We start from the raw sequence: 18,704 nt of genomic DNA on the forward strand, positions 1-18,704 counted from the left end.
ATGAACAACCCCAAGATCGGCGATCGATTCGCCGCATACGGTGAAACATACGCACAGTCGGAACAGCTTCCGTTACGGAAACATCTGGAGGCGCCCAGTTTCCTGTCCGCGCTCGGCGACATCGACGGCCTGTCGGTGCTAGACGCGGGGTGCGGGAGCGGGTTCTATGCCCGCACCCTCGTCCGCGCCGGGGCGGGCACAGTGACCGGCCTGGACCCCTCCGAAGGCATGCTCGCCGTCGCCGAACAGCTCGAGCGCACCGAAACCGACGGCATAGCCTACGTTCTCGGTGACCTGGCCGACGCCGGACGGCTCGGCCCGGTCGATATCGTCACCGCCGTTTACGTGCTGCCCTATGCCACTTCGCTGGAGCACCTGGAGGCGATGTGCCGTGGCGCCGCGGCGGCGTTGCGGCCGGGCGGACGCTTCGTCACTTTCGCCGTGAACCCCGAATTCGCCCGCGATCCCGATTGGTACGCGCCGTACGGGTTCGCGCTGCACTGCGCACACACCGGCCAGGAGGGCGAACCGGTGACCCTGGTCTCGGAACTGTTCGACCCACCGCTGGAAGTCGGTCTGCGTCGCTGGTCGCGACAGGCGCACGAGAACGCCCTGCGCTCAGCGGCTTTCGATGACATCACCTGGACGCGCCCCACGCCTTCCGCCGCCGGGCTCGCCGAAATGGGCCCCGAGTTCTGGGCGCCCTACACCGAGGTCCCGCACGCCCTCATTCTTACCGGCCGACGCTCCTGATCAACGATCGGACAACCCAGAGGAGGGTGACATGGCACCCGAGAACGACGTCATCGTCATCGGAGCCGGACTCGCCGGCTTGGCCGCGGCCATAGCCCTACAGGCGGCAGGCAGGCGGGTCACGATCATCGAACGCGCCGATCGCACCGGCGGATTGTGTGGCAGCCGGATCATCGACGGATACTCGTTCACTATCGCCTGCAACGACTTCGGGCATTTCATCGTCGACGCGATGGCCGGCCTGGGCGTGCACGCCGACTTCACCAGACCACGATCGCTCCTGTGCACGACACAGCGGACATACCAGCTTCCGATCGGCCCGGCGACGGTGTGGCCACTATTACGCGAAACGCCCGACCTGATCCGCTTCGTCCGGACGCTGCGCCGCGGCATCGACTCCCCGGAAACCGTTTTCGTCGGCGACGTCCTCGACGCGGTGAAAGGCGGTACCGTCGCGGACCTGATCGGCATCTGGTGCTGGGCGTTCGGCACGCCTCCGCACCGGTTCCGCTGCGACAAGTTCGCCGCGCTGTTCGCGCGAAATCCAGGATACGGCTACGACCGGATGGTCACCCCGGTCGGCGGACCGCAAGCCCTCGTCGACGCCATGACGAATCGTTTCACCGAACTCGGCGGTGAAATCGAGCTGGGCAGCGAGGTTCTCGACGTCGAGGCCGGCCCCGAGGGTAAGGCGGTCAGCACCGCGAACGGTGTCCGTCGCGCGCGGCACGTGATCTCCAGCCAGAGTCGATTCGACCGGTATCCGTCCGGAACGGTACCGGGCCTGGCGATCGGTACCCTGCACATCGCCGCCGACGGTGCCGCGCCGTTCCCGGCGGGCGTGCACACGGTCGCGCACGTACCCGACGGGATCCCGGAAATTCTGAATCGACTCGATACCGGCGAGCTGCCGGACGACATTCCCTTCACCGTCTTCCCCTGCGGCCCTTCTGGTTCCGTGCCGGCGGACCGACGAACATTCAACGCGTACTTCCTGTTCCCGCGTGGTGTCGATGAACTCGGGGTGCCGGAGCGGAATCGCATCGAGCACTACCTGCTCGCCCGGCTCGAATCCATGATCCCCGGCTTCACCGCACGGATTCGCTACCGCCGGCTCGTATCACCCCTCGAATTCACCGCGCTGCACGGTGTTCCGAGCTACGCGACGCCGGTGATCATCCCGCCGGGGTGCGACAAACCCGACGGTTACGACCCGGTCCGCGACATCCACTACATCGGCAACCATGTGCAGCCGGTGGGTGAGCATGCGTGTGGCGCCATCGCCTCGGGCCTGCGCGCGGCCGAAACCGTGGCCATGGCCAACGACCTCATTCCGCGGTGACGGAGTACCGCGAGAACCTCTCTACCAGGATTGGAGAAGCGAATCATGACTACCAGCGACCAGTCGTCACTCCGGCGAATATCGCTGTTCGACACCACATTACGAGACGGTGAGCAAGCACCCGGAAACGCCTTGTCGCCGCGACAGAAACTCGAGCTCGCCTTGGCGCTGGAGGAGATCGGCGTTGATGTGATCGAGGCGGGTTTTCCGGCCTCGTCACCGAGTGAATACAAGGCCACCGCGCTGCTGGCCAAGGAGTTGACCACCGCGCGGATCGCCACGCTGAGCCGGGCGGTGCACGAGGATGTGCGGCTGGCGATCGAGGCAGGCGGAACCGCGAACCACCACCTTCAAATCCTGGCCACCGGCAGCGAGACCCACCTGAAGTACAAGCGCGGCATAGACAAAGCCGAGGCGGTGCGCGAGGTCGTCGACACGATGCGCTATGCCACTTCGCTGGGCGCGCAGAACCTGACCCTGGGTATCGAAGACGCGACCCGCGGTTCGGACGCGCTGTTGCGGGAACTGATCGAGGAATCGCTGGCCGCGGGTGCGAATCTCGTGGTGGCCGGCGACACCACGGGATGTATGACGCCGAACGAGTACGGTGCGCTCATCGCCAAGATCCGCTCCTGGGTGGGCCCGGATATCGCGATCGCCACGCACTGCCACGAGGACCTCGGCCTGTCGCTGGCCAACGCGCTGGCCGGCATCCAGGCCGGCGCCGACGAAGTACAGGCCACCCTGGCCGGGATAGGCGAGCGAGCGGGCAATACCGCGCTCGAAGAACTCGTCGCCGTGCTCACCTACAAAGGCCACGAGCTCGGGGCGTGCACCAGCGCGAAGACCGAGAGCCTCTACCACGCCTTCGAAATACTTCGCCGGGCGATCGGATTGACCCCGCCGCGGAACAAGTCGATCTTCGGCGTCAACGCCTTCGCGACGCAGGCCGGGATTCATCAGGCGGGCATGCTGCGCGAGCCGATCACCTACGAGTACATCGAGGCGGCGCGATTCGGCCGGACCCGATCGCTGCTGGTCGGCCGAAACTCGGGACGAGCGGTGCTGCGCTACGTCTACGACGAGATCGGTCTTCCGGTGGACGAGGTCATGGTCGAGCGGCTGTATCAGGATTACGTCGCCAACCGCGTCAACGGCGAATGCATCGACATCCAGGGCGTCCGGGAGCTGATCGTGCGGCAGCAGGCCGAGGCCGGAAAGGCACGGGTCTGATGAGCGGCGCACGCACCCTGATCGACAAGGTCTGGGACAACCATGTGGTCCAGCCGGTCGACGAGCAAACCGATCTGCTCTACATCGATCTGCACCTGGTGCACGAAGCCAGTTCACCCCAGGCGTTCGATGGGCTACGCCAGGCCCAGCGCAGGGTGCGCAGGCCCGACCTCACCCTCGCCGTCGAGGACCACAACGTCCCGACCCGTTCGCTGATGCTGACCGACGCGCTGGGCCGGGGACAGGTAGAAACCCTGCGGCGCAACTGTTCCGAGCACGGCATCGAGCTGTTCCGGCTCGGTGACACCCGCCAGGGCATCGTCCACGTCGTGGCGCCCGAACGGGGGTTCGTACAGCCCGGCATGTCGGTCATCTGCGGTGACAGCCACACCTCGACCCACGGCGCGTTCGGTGCACTCGCTTTCGGCGTCGGCACCTCCGATGTCGAGCACGTGCTCGCCACCCAGACCCTGCCGCTGGCGCGACCACGCACGATGGCCGCGGAATTCATCGGCGAACTGCCTGCCGATGTCACCGCCAAGGACATGATCCTGGCGCTCATCGCCCACATCGGAGCCAACGGCGCCCACGGCCACATCATCGAATTCCGCGGGCGTCCCGTCGAAGCGCTCTCGATGGAGTCGCGGATGACCATGTGCAACATGAGCGTCGAGGCCGGCGCGCGAGCGGGGCTGATCGCGCCCGACGACACCACTCTGGCCTACCTCGACGGCCTGCCCGCGGCACCCGGCAAGGCCGCCTGGGAGACGGCTGTCACGCAGTGGCGGACCCTGCCCACCGACCCGGGCGCGGCCTTCGACCGCACCGTAACCATCGACGTGTCCGGCTTGACCCCGTTCGTCACCTGGGGCACCAATCCCGGTCAGGCCGTGCCGATCTCCGGTGCCGTGCCGAATCCGGAGGAGATCGCGGATCCGGCGGCTCGCGCGGCCGCCCAGCGCAGCCTGGACTATATGGATCTGATTCCCGGCACGCCGATGCGCTCGATCGCCATCGACACCGTCTTCCTCGGGTCCTGCACCAACAGTCGCATCGAGGATCTGCGTTCGGCGGCAGCGATTTTGCGTGGCCGTACCGTTTCCCCGTCGGTGCGCATGCTGGTGGTTCCCGGCTCGCTGGCGGTGCGCCGCCAGGCCGAGGCGGAAGGGCTGGATACCGTTTTCCGCGCCGCCGGGGCGGAGTGGCGGCTGTCCGGATGTTCGATGTGCTTGGGCATGAACGAGGACCGGCTGACCGGCACCGAACGCTGTGCCTCCACCTCGAATCGCAATTACGAGGGTCGCCAAGGTGGCCGTGCGCGTACACATCTGGTGTCTCCCGCCGTTGCCGCCGCCACCGCGGTCACCGGACGGCTTACCGGCCCGGACACTCTGGAGGAGTCATGAAGGCGATCACCGAGCACACGGGCCGGGCAGTGGTGTTGCGGCGCAGCAACGTCGACACCGACCAGATCATCCCGGCGGAGTATTGCAAACGGCTGACCAAGAGCGGGTACGCGGACGCACTGTTCGCCGGGTGGCGGGCGGATCCGCTTTTCGTGCTCAACCAGCCGGCGAATGCGGGTGCCAGCGTGCTGATCGCGCAACACAACTTCGGCACCGGTAGCTCCCGGGAACACGCGGTATGGGCCTTGCGGGATTGGGGATTCGTCTCCGTCGTCGCCACCAGCTTCGGAGATATCTTCCACCGCAACGCATTCAAGAACGGACTACTGGCCGTCGAGTTGCCCGCATCGGCGGTCGATTGGCTGGCCGACGCGATCGAACGCGACCCCGGCTTGCCGGTCACGGTCAATCTCCGTCGGTGCGAAATCGGGGCGGGTGGGCTGCGGTATCCGTTCACGGTCGACGCCAGGGCCCGGGAATTGCTGCTCGGCGGCATGGACGAGATAGCGGTGACGCTCGAACGTGACGCATCGATCAGGACCTACGAACGGACCCGTGCCCGCTGGCTACCCAGCATCCGCCCGAGCGTGCCCAGCATGGTCGGTGGAGCCGGCTCATGAGCACGATCGCGGTGATTCCGGGTGACGGCATCGGCCCAGAAGTCATCGAGGAGGCGGTGCAGGTCTTGGACGAGCTGGCCCTCGGGCTCGACTTCGACGTGCTCGAGCACGTCAACGCCGACACCTATCTGCAAACCGGAATCGCGTTGTCGGACAGCGACTTCGACAGGATATCCGGCAGCGACGCGGTGCTGCTCGGCGCGGTCGGCGACGCCAGGGCCGACATGGCCTACGCCCGCGGCGTGCTGCTCCGGCTGCGTTTCGACCTGGACCTCTATGTGAACTATCGACCCGCTGTGCTCTGCCACGATCGACTGAGTCCGCTGCGCGACGAGACACGGCGGTCGATCGACTGCCGCGTGATCCGGGAGAACACGGAGGGGCTCTACGCGGGTATCGGCGGCAGACTGCATCGAGCGACCGTCAACGAGGTCGGGATCGATGCCGAAATCAGCACTTATCACGGCGTCGCCCGCATCCTCGACTTCGCGTTCACGGTCGCGCGCCGCTCGGTGTGCCTGGTGGACAAATCGAACGCGGTCCGCAACGGCGGTGCGTTGTGGCAGCGCTGCTGGGCCGAGGCGCGCGACAAGTATCCCGACGTGCCTGCCCGGCACCTGTACGTCGACGCGGCGGTCATGCACCTGGTGCACGATCCGACCGCGTTCGATGTCATCGTCACGAACAACTCCTACGGTGACATCCTGAGCGACCTCACCGCCGAGCTGGCCGGCGGCCTCGGCACGGTCGGATCGGCGAATATCAACGGCGGCAACGGGTTCGGCTTGTTCGAACCGGTCCATGGTTCGGCGCCCGACATCGCTGGTCAAGCGATCGCCAACCCGATCGGCGCGATTCTCACCGCCGCGCTGCTCGTCGACCATCTCGGTCACCGCGACGCCGCCCGCGCGGTTCGTGCGGCGGTCGAGAAGGTGATTTCCGCCGGGAACGTCACCCCGGACCTCGGTGGGCCGCTGTCGACAAAGGATGTCGGCGCGGCGATCCGCGCACAGTTGTGACCGAAGGAGCTGAACAGATGACATCCTTCCCGCGCCCTGACATCGCCTCGAAAGTCGCACGAATGGCCTCCGGGCAACTGTTCCGGATGCTGAGCGAGGCGCGTGCGAGTAATGCGATCGACCTCGCCCTCGGCGCACCCGAGACGCCACACACCTCGTCGGCCATGATCGACGCCGCTCACGCGGTGCTACGGGGTGGACAGCACAACCAATACGCGGACCCGCTCGGTAACCCGCTGCTGCGCAAGCAGATCGCTGATACATACTCGCCGGCCGCGGATCCGGACACCGAACTCACCATCACGGTCGGCGCCACCGAGGCATTGCACACCGCCGTGCTCACCGTCGTGGAGCCGGGCGACGAGGTAATCCTCTTCGAGCCGATCTACGACAACTTCCTCAGCGCCATCGCCCTCGCCGGCGGCATACCCCGGCTGATCCCGCTGTCCCCACCGCACTGGCGCCATGATCCGGCCGAACTGCGCGCCGCGTTCGGACCGCGCACCCGGGTGATCATCGTATCCACCCCGAACAACCCGACCGGGCACATGCTTTCGCGCGCCGAGTGGACCGAGATCGCCGAGCTGTGCCAGCGCTGGAATGCCGTCGTCATCTCCGACGAGATCTATAGCGGCTACGTTTTCGATGGTCACCGGCACATCTCGGCGGCCGATATTCCTGGCTTGCGCGACAGGTACTTTATCGCGGGCAGCCTCTCGAAGAGCCATGCGATCTGCGGCTGGCGGATCGGATACCTCCGCGCCACCGCGGCGCTGACCGCGGCGGCTCGTCAGGTGCACATCGCTGTGTGCGGCGGTACCGCCGCACCTTTACAGGAAGCGGTGGCGCGGGCGGCCGCCGCCGATCCCGACTTCCCCCGGCCCGGCACCGATCTACGCGCACAACGGGATCGGACTATCGAGATGTTCGACCAGCTCGACTTCCGTTGCGTCCCACCGGATGGCGGCTGCTATGTGATGGCCGATATCACCTCGTTCACCGACGCGGACAGTGAGACGCTCGCCGAGCGCTTGCTCCGGCACGTAGGTGTGCTGGTCGTGCCGGGTCGATACTTCTACCTGGACGACAGCGAACACCGTGACGCGTTCGTCCGCGTGGCGTTCAATCGGTCGATGTCGCTGCTCGACGCGGCCGAGCAGCGGCTCAGCGCAGTCGCTTCCCGAGGGACCCGGACGTTGATCGGCAGCGAGCCCGGGGGGACGGCGTGGCGGTAGTTCTCGACACCGCAACGGTCGCACCGCACGAGCGAGCCGATCTGGTCGCGGCCGTCATCCGGCAGACCGCGGCGCCGATGCATCTGGAACTGGCGGGTCCGGATCGCGACATCCGTTGCCGATTCGAGCAGTGGCAATTCGGTGACAGCACCTTGCTGCGATCCGCGATCTGCGGGATCCAGGTGGTGCGAACTCCGCGGCTGATCCGGCAGGCGCCCGCCACTCAGCTCTTGATCAACTTCACGCGTGGTGGCACCGGAGCGCGGTTCGCCCGCGGCGCCACCCGGCAGCACTACGACGACGGTGATCTGTTCCTCCTGGACCTCAACCGGCCCTTCGAAGCCGAATACGCCGGGGGCGAGTGCGTGAGCCTCCAGGTGCCGCACGAACTGCTCGGCATTTCGGAGGACACCATTCGCGGTGCCGCCGACCGGCTCCGCGCCAGTCCGCTGCACCGGCTGCTGGTGGCTCAGCTCGCGGAGCTGGTCGACATCGCCGACGGGGTCCGGGAGCCCGCCGCGAGCAGCGCGCTCGGCGAATCCTGTGTGGAGATCACCCGTGCCCTGCTGGTCACCGCCGTCGATCACGGTGACGGAACAGCGGTGCCTGCCGACATCATGGTCGCCCGGATCCGCGCCTACATCCGCAGACATCTCACCGACCCCACCCTGTCCCCAGCCACAATCGCTCGCGCACACTACATTTCGATCCGGCACCTCTACAAGATCTGCGCCCGGGCCGGCATCCGGCTCGAGCAATGGATCATCGCCCAGCGTCTCGACCAGGCACGCACCCAACTCGCCCACCCCGACCTCGCGCGGCACACCATCGCCGCCGTCGCCCACCGATACGGCTTCCGCGACCCCGCCCACTTCACCCAGCGCTTCCGCGCGACCTATGGCATGACGCCGAGTCAATGGCGAGCACATACCGGCCATCGCCAACGGTGAGTCGCAGACGACTGCTCCGCACCGATCCGTGGTCGTAGATCACGTGCTCGTATCGACGCGTAACCCGCTGCGGTAGAACGCTGTTCGCTGTTGTGAATACCAACAGCATTCCGTCGCAATACTACTAACGTCTCCCATTAGCGCACCGCCAACTCGCGAACCCGGCCGTCTCATGAAAGCATCTGTCCCAGTTGACTATCGGATTCAAGAAAGCAATCCCCTCTAGTCACACCCCAAGAATTCGAGGAACCAAGATGCTCCTGTGGGCAACCATCGGAACCGCCGCCCTCATCGTCCTGCTGCTCCTCGCCGCAGCAGCCCGAGCCATGGACCCCCACAGCCGAGCAGACCGACGGCACCGCCCGAACCACCCCCACCCCTCGGCCGCACAACAACAGTGGCCGCAATCGGGGCGTTAGCTTCTGCCAGGCAGTGCTGACGTCCCGTACCTATCCGAGCGGCATTACATTGCGCGACCCCAACGAGATTCGCGTTGCCCAGGTTATGCCCGAACAGGTTTGCCGACGCCCATGACCTCAGGGGGTGGGGGTGCGTTGGGCTCGGCGGGCGGCTATTGAGCCGAAGGTTTCTCGGTCGGCGAGGAAACCCTCGAGGGCGAAGGTGGCGGCGCCGAGGCTGGCGGGGTTGTGGGGGAGGGTGGAGAGTTGGAGGGTTACCGCGGCGAAGGGGTCGGTCATGGCGTGGCGGGCGGCTACGCGGCGGGTCACGTCGAGGAGGCGGGCGCCGAGGTGGTCGGCGATCAGGTCGCCGAAGACGATGGTTCGCGGGTTGAAGAGGTTCACCAGGTTGGCGACCGTGACGCCCAGGTAATGGCCGGTCTTGTCGATGACCTCCAGTGCAACGGCGTCACCGCGGTCGGCGGCCTTGGCGATGGCCGCGATGGTGACCGCGTCGTCGGCGTCGAGTAGCGGGCTGGCCGGCGCGAGTTCGCGCAAGGTGCGCACGATGCCGGGCGCGCTGACATACGCCTCCACGCAACCCATTCGCCCGCAACGACATTCGCGACCGTCGAGCACCAGGTTGGTGTGTCCCCACTCGCCTGCGCTGTTGGTGACGCCGCGATAGAGCATCCCCTCGACGACCACACCGATGCCGACGCCCGCGCGCAGCGTGACCACGATCAGATCGTCCACATCCCGTCCCGCACCGAACCAAAGATGCGCCGCCGTACTGGCTTTGAGCGGATTGTCCAGATACAGCGGGTAGGAAAGGTGCTGTTCGAGCAGCTGTGCGAGCGGCACATCGTGCCAATGCCAGTACGGTGAGAACACCGAGACGCCGCCGATGGGATCGACGAGACCCGGCACGCTCAGCCCCACGCCGAGCACCTTGTCCGCGTCGGCGGCGGCCAGCTCGCCGATGCCCCGGGTGATCAGCGCGACGACATCGGCGGGCTCGGTGGCCGCCGGGTCGACGGGGATCTCGACCGACCGCTGCACCGTCATCGCGAGGTCGAAAAGGTCGAAGTGGATGGCGGTTTCGGCGATATCGACCCCGACCAGCATGCCCCGATCGGGATTGATCGCGAGCCGGGCGCGCGGCCGGCCGATGCCGGGCGCCTCGTAGCCGAGTTCGGCGAGCACGCCCACGTCCAGCAGTTCCGAGATCATGTTGCCGACCGTGGCGAACGACAAACCGGTCGCCCGGGCGATCTCTTGCCGGCTGATATGGCCGACGGCGGCATACACCGCCTGCAGCACGCCGAACCTGTTGCGACGTCGGATGTCGCGCGCGGTCAGCTGATACACGGGTCGGGACCTCCTCGTCCGCTGGTGGTCGCAAACATACCGAACCACTTCCGCCAACAGTATTTACAACAGTTATCGGAAGTCTTACTGTAACCGGCATCACTACACGACGCGAGTAGGCGTCAGATCACCGAGGAGTGCCCATGTCCTGGACCCATCGACGACGTTGGACCAGTGCCGTTCTGTGCGGGGTGTCGCTGGCCCTGGCCGCGACCGCCTGCTCATCGGGCAAGGAGGCAGACCCGGCCGCCAGCGGTCCGCAGCATCAGGCGGGCGCGGTCAGCCTGGTCTACGCGCAGAAACAGGGCGACCAGGAGTACTTCATCGGTGAGGCCGAGGGCGCCAAGGCGAAGGCCAAGGAACTCGGCATCGATCTGAAGGTCGTGAATCTGGGCAACGACGCGAACAAGGCGGTCACCGAGGTCAACAACGCGATCAATCAGAAGGCCAGCGGCGTGATCGTCGTGGTGCCCGATCCGTCGGTCGGCCCGCAGGTCGCCCAGCTCACCAAGACCGGCGGCGTCGCCCTGCTGACCTCCGACGACCAGGTCTGCACAACCGGTCCCGATCCGTCGAAGTGCGCCAAGGACCAACTGGTTCCGCGGGTCGGCTTCAGCGGAACGCAGATGGGCACCGAGGTCGGCCGCCGGGCGGGCGAGGACTTCAAGAAGGCCGGCTGGAAGCCGGAGGAAACCGCGATCGTCGACGCCTGGAAGCAGGACGTGACGGTCTGCACCGATCGGGTCGAGGCGAACAAGAAGGCCTTCCGCGAGGCGGCGGGCGTCGACGTCAAGGTGATCGATGTCGGCACCGACAACACCCCCTCGGACGCGCAGAACAAGATCTCCGCGACGGTCGCGGGCAACCGATCGGTCAAGAACTGGATCGTCATGGGCTGCAACGACGAGAACGTCAGCGGTGGCGTCGCCGCCATCCAGAACTCCGGTTACGCCGCGGACAACGTGCTCGGCGTCGGCCTCGGCGCCTACCTGGCCTGCAAGGAGTGGCGCGGCGGCAAGCCGACCGGCTTCAAGGCAGCACTGTTCATCAACGGTAAGGACGTCGGCGCCCTCGCGGTGCAGACGATCTACGACTACCTGAAGAACGGCAAGGCCATGTCCGCCGAGGCCTTCGCACCGACCACGATGGTCGACTCCGGCAGCTGGCAGCAGGCAGGCGTCCCATGCAGCTGACCGGCCTGCGCGCGACCGGCCTCAGCAAGAGTTTCGCCGGGGTACCCGCCCTGCGCGACGTGAGCCTGGACTTCCCGGCCGGCGCGGTGACCGCGCTCATGGGCGAGAACGGCGCGGGCAAATCCACGCTGATCCGGATCCTCGGCGGCGATCACCTCCCGGACACCGGCCGGCTCGAGCTCGACGGTGTCGCGCTCGAACCGGCCACCCCGGCCGACGCCCGCGCGGCCGGGATCCGGGTGATCGGTCAGGAACCGGAGATCGTGCCGCACGTCTCGGTCGCCGAGAACGTCTACCTCGGCGCGCTGCCGCGCCGCGCGGGCCGCCTGCTCGACCGCGCGGCACTGCACGAGCGGATGCGCACCGACCTGGCCCGGCTCGGCTTCGATCGCGACCTCGACCCGGACACCATCGGATCGAAACTGACTGCCGCGCAACGACAGCTGGTCGAAATCATGCGGGCGCTCACCACCGACGCCAAGGTGATCGCCTTCGACGAGCCGACCTCCTCGCTGTCCGACCACGAAACCGAATCGCTGTTCGCGCTGATCCGCCGGTTGCGGGCGCGCGGGCTGGCGGTGATCTATGTGTCGCATCGGATGCGGGAGATCTTCCAGCTCGCCGATCGGGTCGCGGTCCTGCGCGACGGCGCGCTGGTCGGGGTGCGCGCGACCGCCGAGACCGACGATCAAGAGATCGTCCGCATGATGGTCGGCCGCGACCTGTCCACGCTGTTCGCCCGCGGGCCCAGCACGCCGGGCCGGGTCGTCCTCGATGTCGACGCGGTCACCACCGACGACGTGCAGGACGTGAGCCTCCAGGTGCGCGCCGGCGAAGTCGTGGCGCTGGCCGGGCTGGTCGGCGCGGGCCGCTCGGAACTGGCGGGCGCGCTGGCCGGCGATCATCCGATCCGCTCCGGCACGGTGCGGGTGGACGGCAAGCAGCTGCGGTTGCGTCAACCACGGGACGCGGTACGGGCCGGCGTCGGCTACGCGCCGGAAGAACGCAAAGCCCAGGCCCTGCTGTTGCATCGCGGTGTGCGCGACAACATTTCGCTGGCCATGCTCGACCGCCTGCGACGACTGCGATTCGTCAGGTCGGGCGAGGAACGGCGGCTCGCTCAGCACTATGTCGACTCGCTGCGCGTACGCACGCCCTCGATCGAACAGGAGGTGCGCAAGCTCTCCGGCGGCAACCAGCAGAAGGTGGTGCTGGCCCGCTGGCTGGCTCGCAAACCCAAGGTGCTGATCCTGGACGAGCCGACCCGCGGCGTCGACGTCGGCGCGAAGGCCGAGATCTACCGAATCATCGAGGAATTGGCCGAGGCCGGGGTGGCGGTGCTGGTGATCTCCTCGGAGCTACCCGAAGTGCTCGGCCTGGCCGACCGGATCGTCGTCATGCAGCACGGGCGCGTCACCGGCGAACTGGACCGCAGCGCAGCGAGCGAGGAGGCCGTCCTCGCGTTGGCCATGGCCGCAGACCTGACGTCGAACACATCTCGAGGGAACCAATGAGTGAGCAACAACTCGAACTGCCGCCGCCGGTGGCCACCGCCGCACCGGCGCCCACGCTGAACCGCTACACCGCCGCGCTCACCCCGCGTCGACTGTTGCACGCGATCGGCCCGGGCAACCTCAGCCTGATCGGCGCGCTCGTGGTCATCGTCGCGATCTTCGGCTCGCTCAACGACGGCTACCTCGACCCGGCGAACCTGGCCGGAATCGGCGACGCGGTCACGGTCTTCGGCCTGCTGGCCGTCGTGCAGACCGTGGTGATCATCTGCGGTGCGCTCGACATCTCGGTCGGCTCGCAGGCGGGCGTGGCCTCGGTGATCAGCGCGATGGCGTTCACCGCGACCTCGGGCAACGCCTTCCTCGGCATCCTCGCCGCGGTCGGTATCGGGGTGGTGCTCGGCTTGGTGAACGGGCTGATCATCGTGTACGGCCGGGTGAACCCCGTGATCGCGACGCTGGCCACACTGGCCGCGTACAAGGGCCTGGCCCAACTGATTTCGGGCGGTAAGGCGCAGGGCTTCGTGCTGGACAACGACCTGTTCATCTTCCTGGCGCGCGGCAAGATCATCGGGCTGCCGGTACCGGTGATCATTCTCGCGATCGTCGCGCTGGGCGTGCATGTGCTGCTGAAGTACACCGACATCGGTCGCAATATCTATGCCATCGGCGGAAATGACACCGCCGCAAGGCTTTCCGGTATCAACATCAACAAGTATCTGATCGCGGTGTTCGTGCTCGCCGGTGTGGTGGCCGCGATCGCGGGCATCATCCTCACCGCACGCACCGGGTCCGGGCAGCCGGTGTCCGGCAGCGAAGGTCTGGAGCTGAAGGCCATCACCGCGGCGGCACTCGGCGGATGTGCGCTCAAGGGCGGTAAGGGAACCGTCGGCGGCACGCTGCTCGCCGTCGTGTTGCTCGGTGCCCTGGACAACGGGCTGAATGTTGTTGGCGTCAATACATTTTGGCAGAATGTCGCGCAGGGATCACTGCTGGTCGCCGCCGTCGTCATTCAGCAGCGACGCAGTGGCGAACGCGCGGTCGGGTTGCCGACCTGATGCGAAACTCACACCGCCGCAATCTGTTCGATATCCGCACGCGTGTCGGTGCGGTGAATCGGAATGCGGGAAACCGGAAGGCGCACGGCCGGTCCGCCGGCTCGGGCACCGCCTATCTCAGGAGCGAATCATGATCACCTTGCGTGCGCATCCGTGCGCTCCGCCACCCGGGGTGCTGTGTGAAAGCCCGGTGTGGGACAGCAGAACCCAGGAACTGGTGTGGGTCGACATCCGCGGCGGACACATCCATCGCGCGACATTGGACGGACTCGACCTCACCCTCAGGTCGACGATCAGCTTGGCGCCGCCGGTCAGCGCGGTGGTGCCCTGCGCCTCCGGCGGCCTGGTCGCGACGGTGGGCGACACCGTCTACCGGATCGCCGACGACGGTACCGCCACACCGATCGCCGCAATACCGATGCCTGCGGACGGGATTCGGCGCCGGCTGAACGACGCGAAGGCAGACCCGCACGGACGGCTGCTCGCGGGCACCATGTCCGAAGACGGTGTAACGGGAAGCGCCGCCCTCTACCGGCTCGATTCCGACGGTGCGCTGACCAACCTCCGCGACGGCGTCACCATCTCCAACGGACTCGACTGGAGCCCCGACGGCACCGTCCTCTACTACGCGGACAGCCCGACGAAACGAGTCGACGCGTTCGACTACGACATCGCCACCGGCACTTTCAGCGGTGGCCGGACCTTCGCGCGCTTCTTCGGCGGCGACCCCGACGGCCTGACCGTCGACGGGGAAGGCTGGGTGTGGGTGGCGGTCTGGGGCGCGGGGCAGGTGCACGGATTCGACCCCACCGGACAGCGGCGCGTGATCATCGAGGTCGGCCCCTCGCAGGTGTCCAGCTGCGTGTTCGCCGGGCCGGACCTCAGCGTCCTGGTGATCACCACCGCCGCGGAGGGACGGGGCGCCGCCGAACCCGATGCCGGTCGACTGTTCACCTGTGTCCCCGGTGCCGTCGGCTTGCCCGGAACCGCCTACGCCGATGCGGGATTGGTGCACAGCGATGTCCGATGATCTCTTGCGGTTGAGCACTCCGGTCATCGCGATCCTGCGGGCTCCGAACGCGTCCCGGTTCGCCGAAGTCACCGCCGTGCTGCACGAATCCGGTATCACGGCAGTCGAATTCACGCTCACGACCGCCGGCGCGCTCGACGCGTTGCGGGACTGCGCGGGATTCGAGCATCCGATCGGCGTCGGCACCGTCATCACCGCCGGCGACGCGAACCGCGCGGTCGAGGCCGGTGCCGCGTACCTGATCACCCCGATCGTCAGCGACGCGGTCATCGACGAGGGATCCAAGCTGAGCGTTCCGGTGATCTCGGGTGCGTTCACCCCCACCGAGATTCACCACGCCTGGTCCGCGGGCAGCACCATGGTCAAGGTCTTTCCCGCCTCATCCGGCGGCCCCGAATACCTCCGCGCCATCCGCGCCCCGCTGCCCGGTATTCCGTTGGTGCCCACCGGCGGCGTCGCCCTCGAGGACGCCAGGGCCTACATGGATGCCGGCGCCACCGCCCTCGGCATCGGCTCCCCGCTCATCGGCGACGCCTGCACCGGCGGCGACCTCGACGCCCTGCGCGAACGGGCGGCGTTGCTGCGCGAGGAGTTGTCATGAACGAGCACCGGTCGGCCATCAGCGGGGCGCAGTCGTGACCGGCCGCGCGCCGGCCCTGCGGAACGGATCGTCATGAGGGGCAAGCTGGTAACGCTCGGCGAAGCCGTCGGGGTCGTGGCGGCCACCGACCCGGGGCCGTTGGCTTCGGGTGCGGCGATGCGGATGGATTTCGCGGGTGCGGAGGCCACAGTTGCCATCGGCGTCAGCCGGCTGGGACACGACAGCACGTGGGTGGGCAGTGTCGGGGACGATGCGATCGGCACGATGGTGCTGGATCGGCTGCGGGCCGAGCGAGTCGACGTGTCCCGCTGCCGGATTGATCCGGAGCTGCCGAGCGGCCTGATGCTGCGCGAGCTACGGACCGCTGACCGGATCCGGGTCACCTACTACCGGCGCGGGCTCGCGGGTTCCAGGCTGTCGGTGGCCGAGGTCGACAAGGAACAGATCGCCACGGCAGGTGTCCTGCATCTGACCGGAATCACCCCGGCACTCAGCCGGACCGCGCGCGACGCGGTGCACGCCGCCCTGGACGCGGCAGTCGATGCCGGTGTCCTCGTGTCACTGGACATCAACTACCGCAGTGCCCTCTGGTCCCGCGCCGAGGCCGCCGCCGAACTGGCGAAACTGGTGTCGCGATCCGACATCGTGTTCGCCGGAACCGACGAGGCGGCGCTACTCGTGCCCACCGCGAGCCCGGCGGCCATGGCCGAATCCCTTGCCGCACTCGGCCCGTCGCAGGTCGTCCTGAAGCTCGGCGCCGAAGGTGCGCTCGCGGTGCACCGCGGCCGGCAGATCCGGCAACCGGTGATCCCGGTGACCATGGTCGACCCGGTGGGGGCGGGCGACGCGTTCGTCGCCGGCTACCTCGCGGGCGTGCTCGACGGCGGTCCGGTCCGGCACAGCCTGCGGTTGGCCGCGACCTGCGGCGCGTTCGCGGTATCGGTACCCGGCGACTGGGCCGGCCTGCCGTCGCGCCGCGAACTCGACCTGCTCATCGGCACGGACATTCAACGTTGACCACGAAGGGAAGTGCATTGAGTCGCCTGTCAGACCGAGTCGCGGTCGTCACCGGTGCGGCCTCGGGCATCGGGGCCGCCACGGCCCAGCGCCTCGCCGAAGAGGGAGCCTCGGTCGTCGTCGCCGATATCGCCGAAACCGGGGGAGCGGAGGTCGCGGCGAAGATCCGCGCGGCGGGGTATCGCGCCGAATTCGTCCGCTGCGACGTCTCGCGCGAAGAGTCGTGGGTAGCGCTGCGGGACCGGGTCAACGAGTTGTTCGGCCCGCTGGATACCTTGTGCAGCAACGCCTCCAAGCAGGCCACCATCCCCGCCCACGAGCTGACCCGCCCGCAGTGGGACGACGGCCTGGCGGTCAACCTGACGCCGCTGTTCCTCGGTGTGCGCACCTTCATCGACGACCTGCGATCCCGCACCGGCAACGTGGTCGCCATCTCCAGCGTGCACGCCCAGTTCGGCCTGCCCGGGTATCCGGTGTACGCCGCGGCCAAGGGCGGATTGACCGCCCTGGTGCGGCAGCTCGCCGTGGAATACGGCGCGTCCAGGGTGCGGTTCAACGCCATCCTGCCCGGCCCGGTACTCACCCCGGTCTGGGACGACGTCGACGAGGAGGGCAGGCGAATGTCGGCCCGCGCCACCGCCCTCGACCGATTAGGCAAACCCGAGGAGGTCGCCGCGGCCGTCGCTTTCCTCGCCTCCGATGACGCCTCGTTCATCACCGGCGCCAACCTCGTCGTCGACGGCGGCTGGAGCGTACGAAAGGAGTCCCGGTGAAGATCACCGCACTGACCACCTACCTGGTCGCGCCGCGCTGGTGCTTCCTGCGCATCGACACCGACGAGGGCATCACCGGCTGGGGCGAACCGGTCATCGAGGGCCGCGCGCACACCGTCGCCGCCGCCGTCGACGAGCTGGCCGACTACCTCGTCGGCAAGGACCCGATGAGCATCGAAGCGCATTGGCAGGCGCTCACCAAGGGCGGCTTCTATCGCGGCGGTCCGATCCTGTCCAGCGCGGTCGCCGGCATCGACCAGGCCCTCTGGGACATCACCGGCAAGGCCCTCGGCGTCCCCGTCTGGCAGCTGCTCGGCGGCGCGGTCCGTGACCGGATCCGGGTGTACAGCTGGATCGGCGGCGACCGCCCCGATGACGTCGCCCAAGCCGCGCTCGAACGAAAACAGCAGGGCTTCACCGCGATCAAGATGAACGGCTCGGCCGAACTCGAACTGATCGATACGCCGCGCGCCACCACGGGCATCGTCGACCGCGTGGCCGCGGTGCGCGAAGCCACCGGCGACGACTTCGACATCGCCGTCGACTTCCACGGCCGCCTCTCCGTCGCGATGGCGCGGCGCGTACTGCCGCTGCTCGAGCCGTACCTGCCCTTCTTCGTCGAAGAGCCGTTGGTGCCCGAGGTCAGCGACCGGATCGGCGAGATCACCCGGGCGACAAGCATTCCCATCGCGACCGGCGAACGGCTGTTCTCCCGGTGGGACTTTCGCACGGTGATCGACCAGGGCATCGCGGTCGTCCAGCCGGACCTCTCGCACGCGGGCGGCATCTCCGAGGTCCGCCGGATCGCCGCCCTCGCCGAGAGTCGCGACGTGGCGATCGCGCCGCACTGCCCGCTCGGTCCGATCGCGCTGGCCGCCAGCCTGCAGGTCGGTTTCGCCACACCCAACCTGCTCATCCAGGAACAAAGCCTGGGCATCCACTACAACACCGGATCCGACCTACTCGATTACCTGATCGACCCCACGGTTTTCGCCTACCGCGACGGCTACGTCGACCTGCTGAACGCGCCGGGTCTCGGCATCGAGATCGATGAGAAGGCGGTGGCCCGAGCCGCCGAACTGGGCCATCGCTGGCGAAATCCGATCTGGTACCGCAAGGACGGTTCCTTCGCCGAATGGTGAATCACCTCGCCGGTGCGGTTGCCGGCCCGTAACAACGGAGAAAGTGCCGTGG

The 18,704-nt window shown here is 67.6% G+C and carries 17 protein-coding genes; 16 read left to right on the forward strand and 1 reads right to left on the reverse strand.

Translation table 11 applies throughout. The features are described 5' to 3' along the window. From ACFYO1_RS33375 to ACFYO1_RS33410, 8 genes are read left to right on the forward strand one after another with little or no spacing between them, the layout of a single operon-like run. Window positions 1-753 (forward strand): class I SAM-dependent methyltransferase, encoded by a 753-nt coding sequence (locus ACFYO1_RS33375; protein ID WP_387239935.1) that lies wholly within the window; start codon window positions 1-3, stop codon window positions 751-753. A gap of 31 nt (window positions 754-784) precedes the next feature. Beyond that, complete coding sequence (locus tag ACFYO1_RS33380; RefSeq protein WP_387239938.1) at window positions 785-2,095, forward strand: phytoene desaturase family protein; 1,311 nt, start codon at window positions 785-787, stop codon at window positions 2,093-2,095. A gap of 45 nt (window positions 2,096-2,140) precedes the next feature. Beyond that, a complete protein-coding gene (locus ACFYO1_RS33385; RefSeq protein WP_387239941.1) occupies window positions 2,141-3,328 on the forward strand; it encodes a LeuA family protein in 1,188 nt (395 codons plus the stop codon). Continuing rightward, a complete protein-coding gene (leuC, locus tag ACFYO1_RS33390) occupies window positions 3,328-4,734 on the forward strand; it encodes a 3-isopropylmalate dehydratase large subunit (RefSeq protein ID WP_387239944.1) in 1,407 nt (468 codons plus the stop codon). The genes ACFYO1_RS33385 and leuC overlap by 1 nt, the downstream gene beginning before the upstream one ends. Then, window positions 4,731-5,354: a 3-isopropylmalate dehydratase small subunit gene (gene leuD, locus ACFYO1_RS33395; RefSeq protein WP_387239947.1), complete on the forward strand. Its 624-nt coding sequence runs from the start codon at window positions 4,731-4,733 to the stop codon at window positions 5,352-5,354. Before leuC ends, leuD begins: the two co-directional genes overlap by 4 nt. Continuing rightward, the gene (locus ACFYO1_RS33400; RefSeq protein ID WP_387239950.1) at window positions 5,351-6,373 is read left to right on the forward strand and encodes an isocitrate/isopropylmalate dehydrogenase family protein; all 1,023 of its coding nucleotides are present in this window, start codon (window positions 5,351-5,353) and stop codon (window positions 6,371-6,373) included. The genes leuD and ACFYO1_RS33400 overlap by 4 nt, the downstream gene beginning before the upstream one ends. 17 nt (window positions 6,374-6,390) lie before the next feature. Continuing rightward, window positions 6,391-7,608, forward strand: coding sequence for a pyridoxal phosphate-dependent aminotransferase (locus ACFYO1_RS33405; protein WP_387239953.1), 1,218 nt, complete (start codon window positions 6,391-6,393; stop codon window positions 7,606-7,608). Further along, window positions 7,599-8,558, forward strand: a complete 960-nt coding sequence (locus tag ACFYO1_RS33410; protein ID WP_387239956.1) for a helix-turn-helix transcriptional regulator — start codon at window positions 7,599-7,601, stop codon at window positions 8,556-8,558. Before ACFYO1_RS33405 ends, ACFYO1_RS33410 begins: the two co-directional genes overlap by 10 nt. A 536-nt stretch (window positions 8,559-9,094) precedes the next feature. On the opposite strand, the gene ACFYO1_RS33415 is transcribed toward ACFYO1_RS33410, so the two are convergent. Continuing rightward, a complete protein-coding gene (locus tag ACFYO1_RS33415; RefSeq protein ID WP_387239959.1) occupies window positions 9,095-10,327 on the reverse strand; it encodes an ROK family protein in 1,233 nt (410 codons plus the stop codon). Between the two features lie 143 nt (window positions 10,328-10,470). Between ACFYO1_RS33415 and ACFYO1_RS33420 the strand changes: the two genes are divergently transcribed. The 8 genes from ACFYO1_RS33420 to dgoD all read left to right on the forward strand — a co-directional run bounded on the left by ACFYO1_RS33420 (window position 10,471) and on the right by dgoD (window position 18,652). Further along, on the forward strand, window positions 10,471-11,520 hold the full coding sequence (locus ACFYO1_RS33420; protein ID WP_387239962.1) for a substrate-binding domain-containing protein: 1,050 nt from the start codon (window positions 10,471-10,473) through the stop codon (window positions 11,518-11,520). Continuing rightward, window positions 11,511-13,034: a sugar ABC transporter ATP-binding protein gene (locus ACFYO1_RS33425; protein WP_387239965.1), complete on the forward strand. Its 1,524-nt coding sequence runs from the start codon at window positions 11,511-11,513 to the stop codon at window positions 13,032-13,034. Before ACFYO1_RS33420 ends, ACFYO1_RS33425 begins: the two co-directional genes overlap by 10 nt. Next, window positions 13,031-14,089 (forward strand): ABC transporter permease, encoded by a 1,059-nt coding sequence (locus ACFYO1_RS33430; RefSeq protein WP_387239968.1) that lies wholly within the window; start codon window positions 13,031-13,033, stop codon window positions 14,087-14,089. The genes ACFYO1_RS33425 and ACFYO1_RS33430 overlap by 4 nt, the downstream gene beginning before the upstream one ends. 130 nt (window positions 14,090-14,219) lie before the next feature. Continuing rightward, entirely contained in the window at window positions 14,220-15,119 is a 900-nt protein-coding gene (locus tag ACFYO1_RS33435) for an SMP-30/gluconolactonase/LRE family protein (protein WP_387239971.1), read from the forward strand. Next, the gene (locus ACFYO1_RS33440; RefSeq protein WP_387239974.1) at window positions 15,109-15,720 is read left to right on the forward strand and encodes a bifunctional 4-hydroxy-2-oxoglutarate aldolase/2-dehydro-3-deoxy-phosphogluconate aldolase; all 612 of its coding nucleotides are present in this window, start codon (window positions 15,109-15,111) and stop codon (window positions 15,718-15,720) included. The genes ACFYO1_RS33435 and ACFYO1_RS33440 overlap by 11 nt, the downstream gene beginning before the upstream one ends. Window positions 15,721-15,792: 72 nt before the next feature. Beyond that, entirely contained in the window at window positions 15,793-16,737 is a 945-nt protein-coding gene (locus tag ACFYO1_RS33445; protein WP_387239977.1) for a sugar kinase, read from the forward strand. Between the two features lie 17 nt (window positions 16,738-16,754). Beyond that, on the forward strand, window positions 16,755-17,510 hold the full coding sequence (locus ACFYO1_RS33450) for an SDR family NAD(P)-dependent oxidoreductase (RefSeq protein WP_387239980.1): 756 nt from the start codon (window positions 16,755-16,757) through the stop codon (window positions 17,508-17,510). Then, window positions 17,507-18,652 carry a galactonate dehydratase gene (gene dgoD / locus ACFYO1_RS33455; RefSeq protein WP_387239983.1) on the forward strand — a complete coding sequence of 382 codons (1,146 nt, stop codon included), beginning with the start codon at window positions 17,507-17,509 and terminating at the stop codon, window positions 18,650-18,652. Before ACFYO1_RS33450 ends, dgoD begins: the two co-directional genes overlap by 4 nt. Window positions 18,653-18,704 lie beyond the last annotated feature (52 nt).

Source organism: Nocardia sp. NPDC006044, from assembly GCF_042871115.1.
Classification (GTDB): Bacteria; Actinomycetota; Actinomycetes; order Mycobacteriales; family Mycobacteriaceae; genus Nocardia.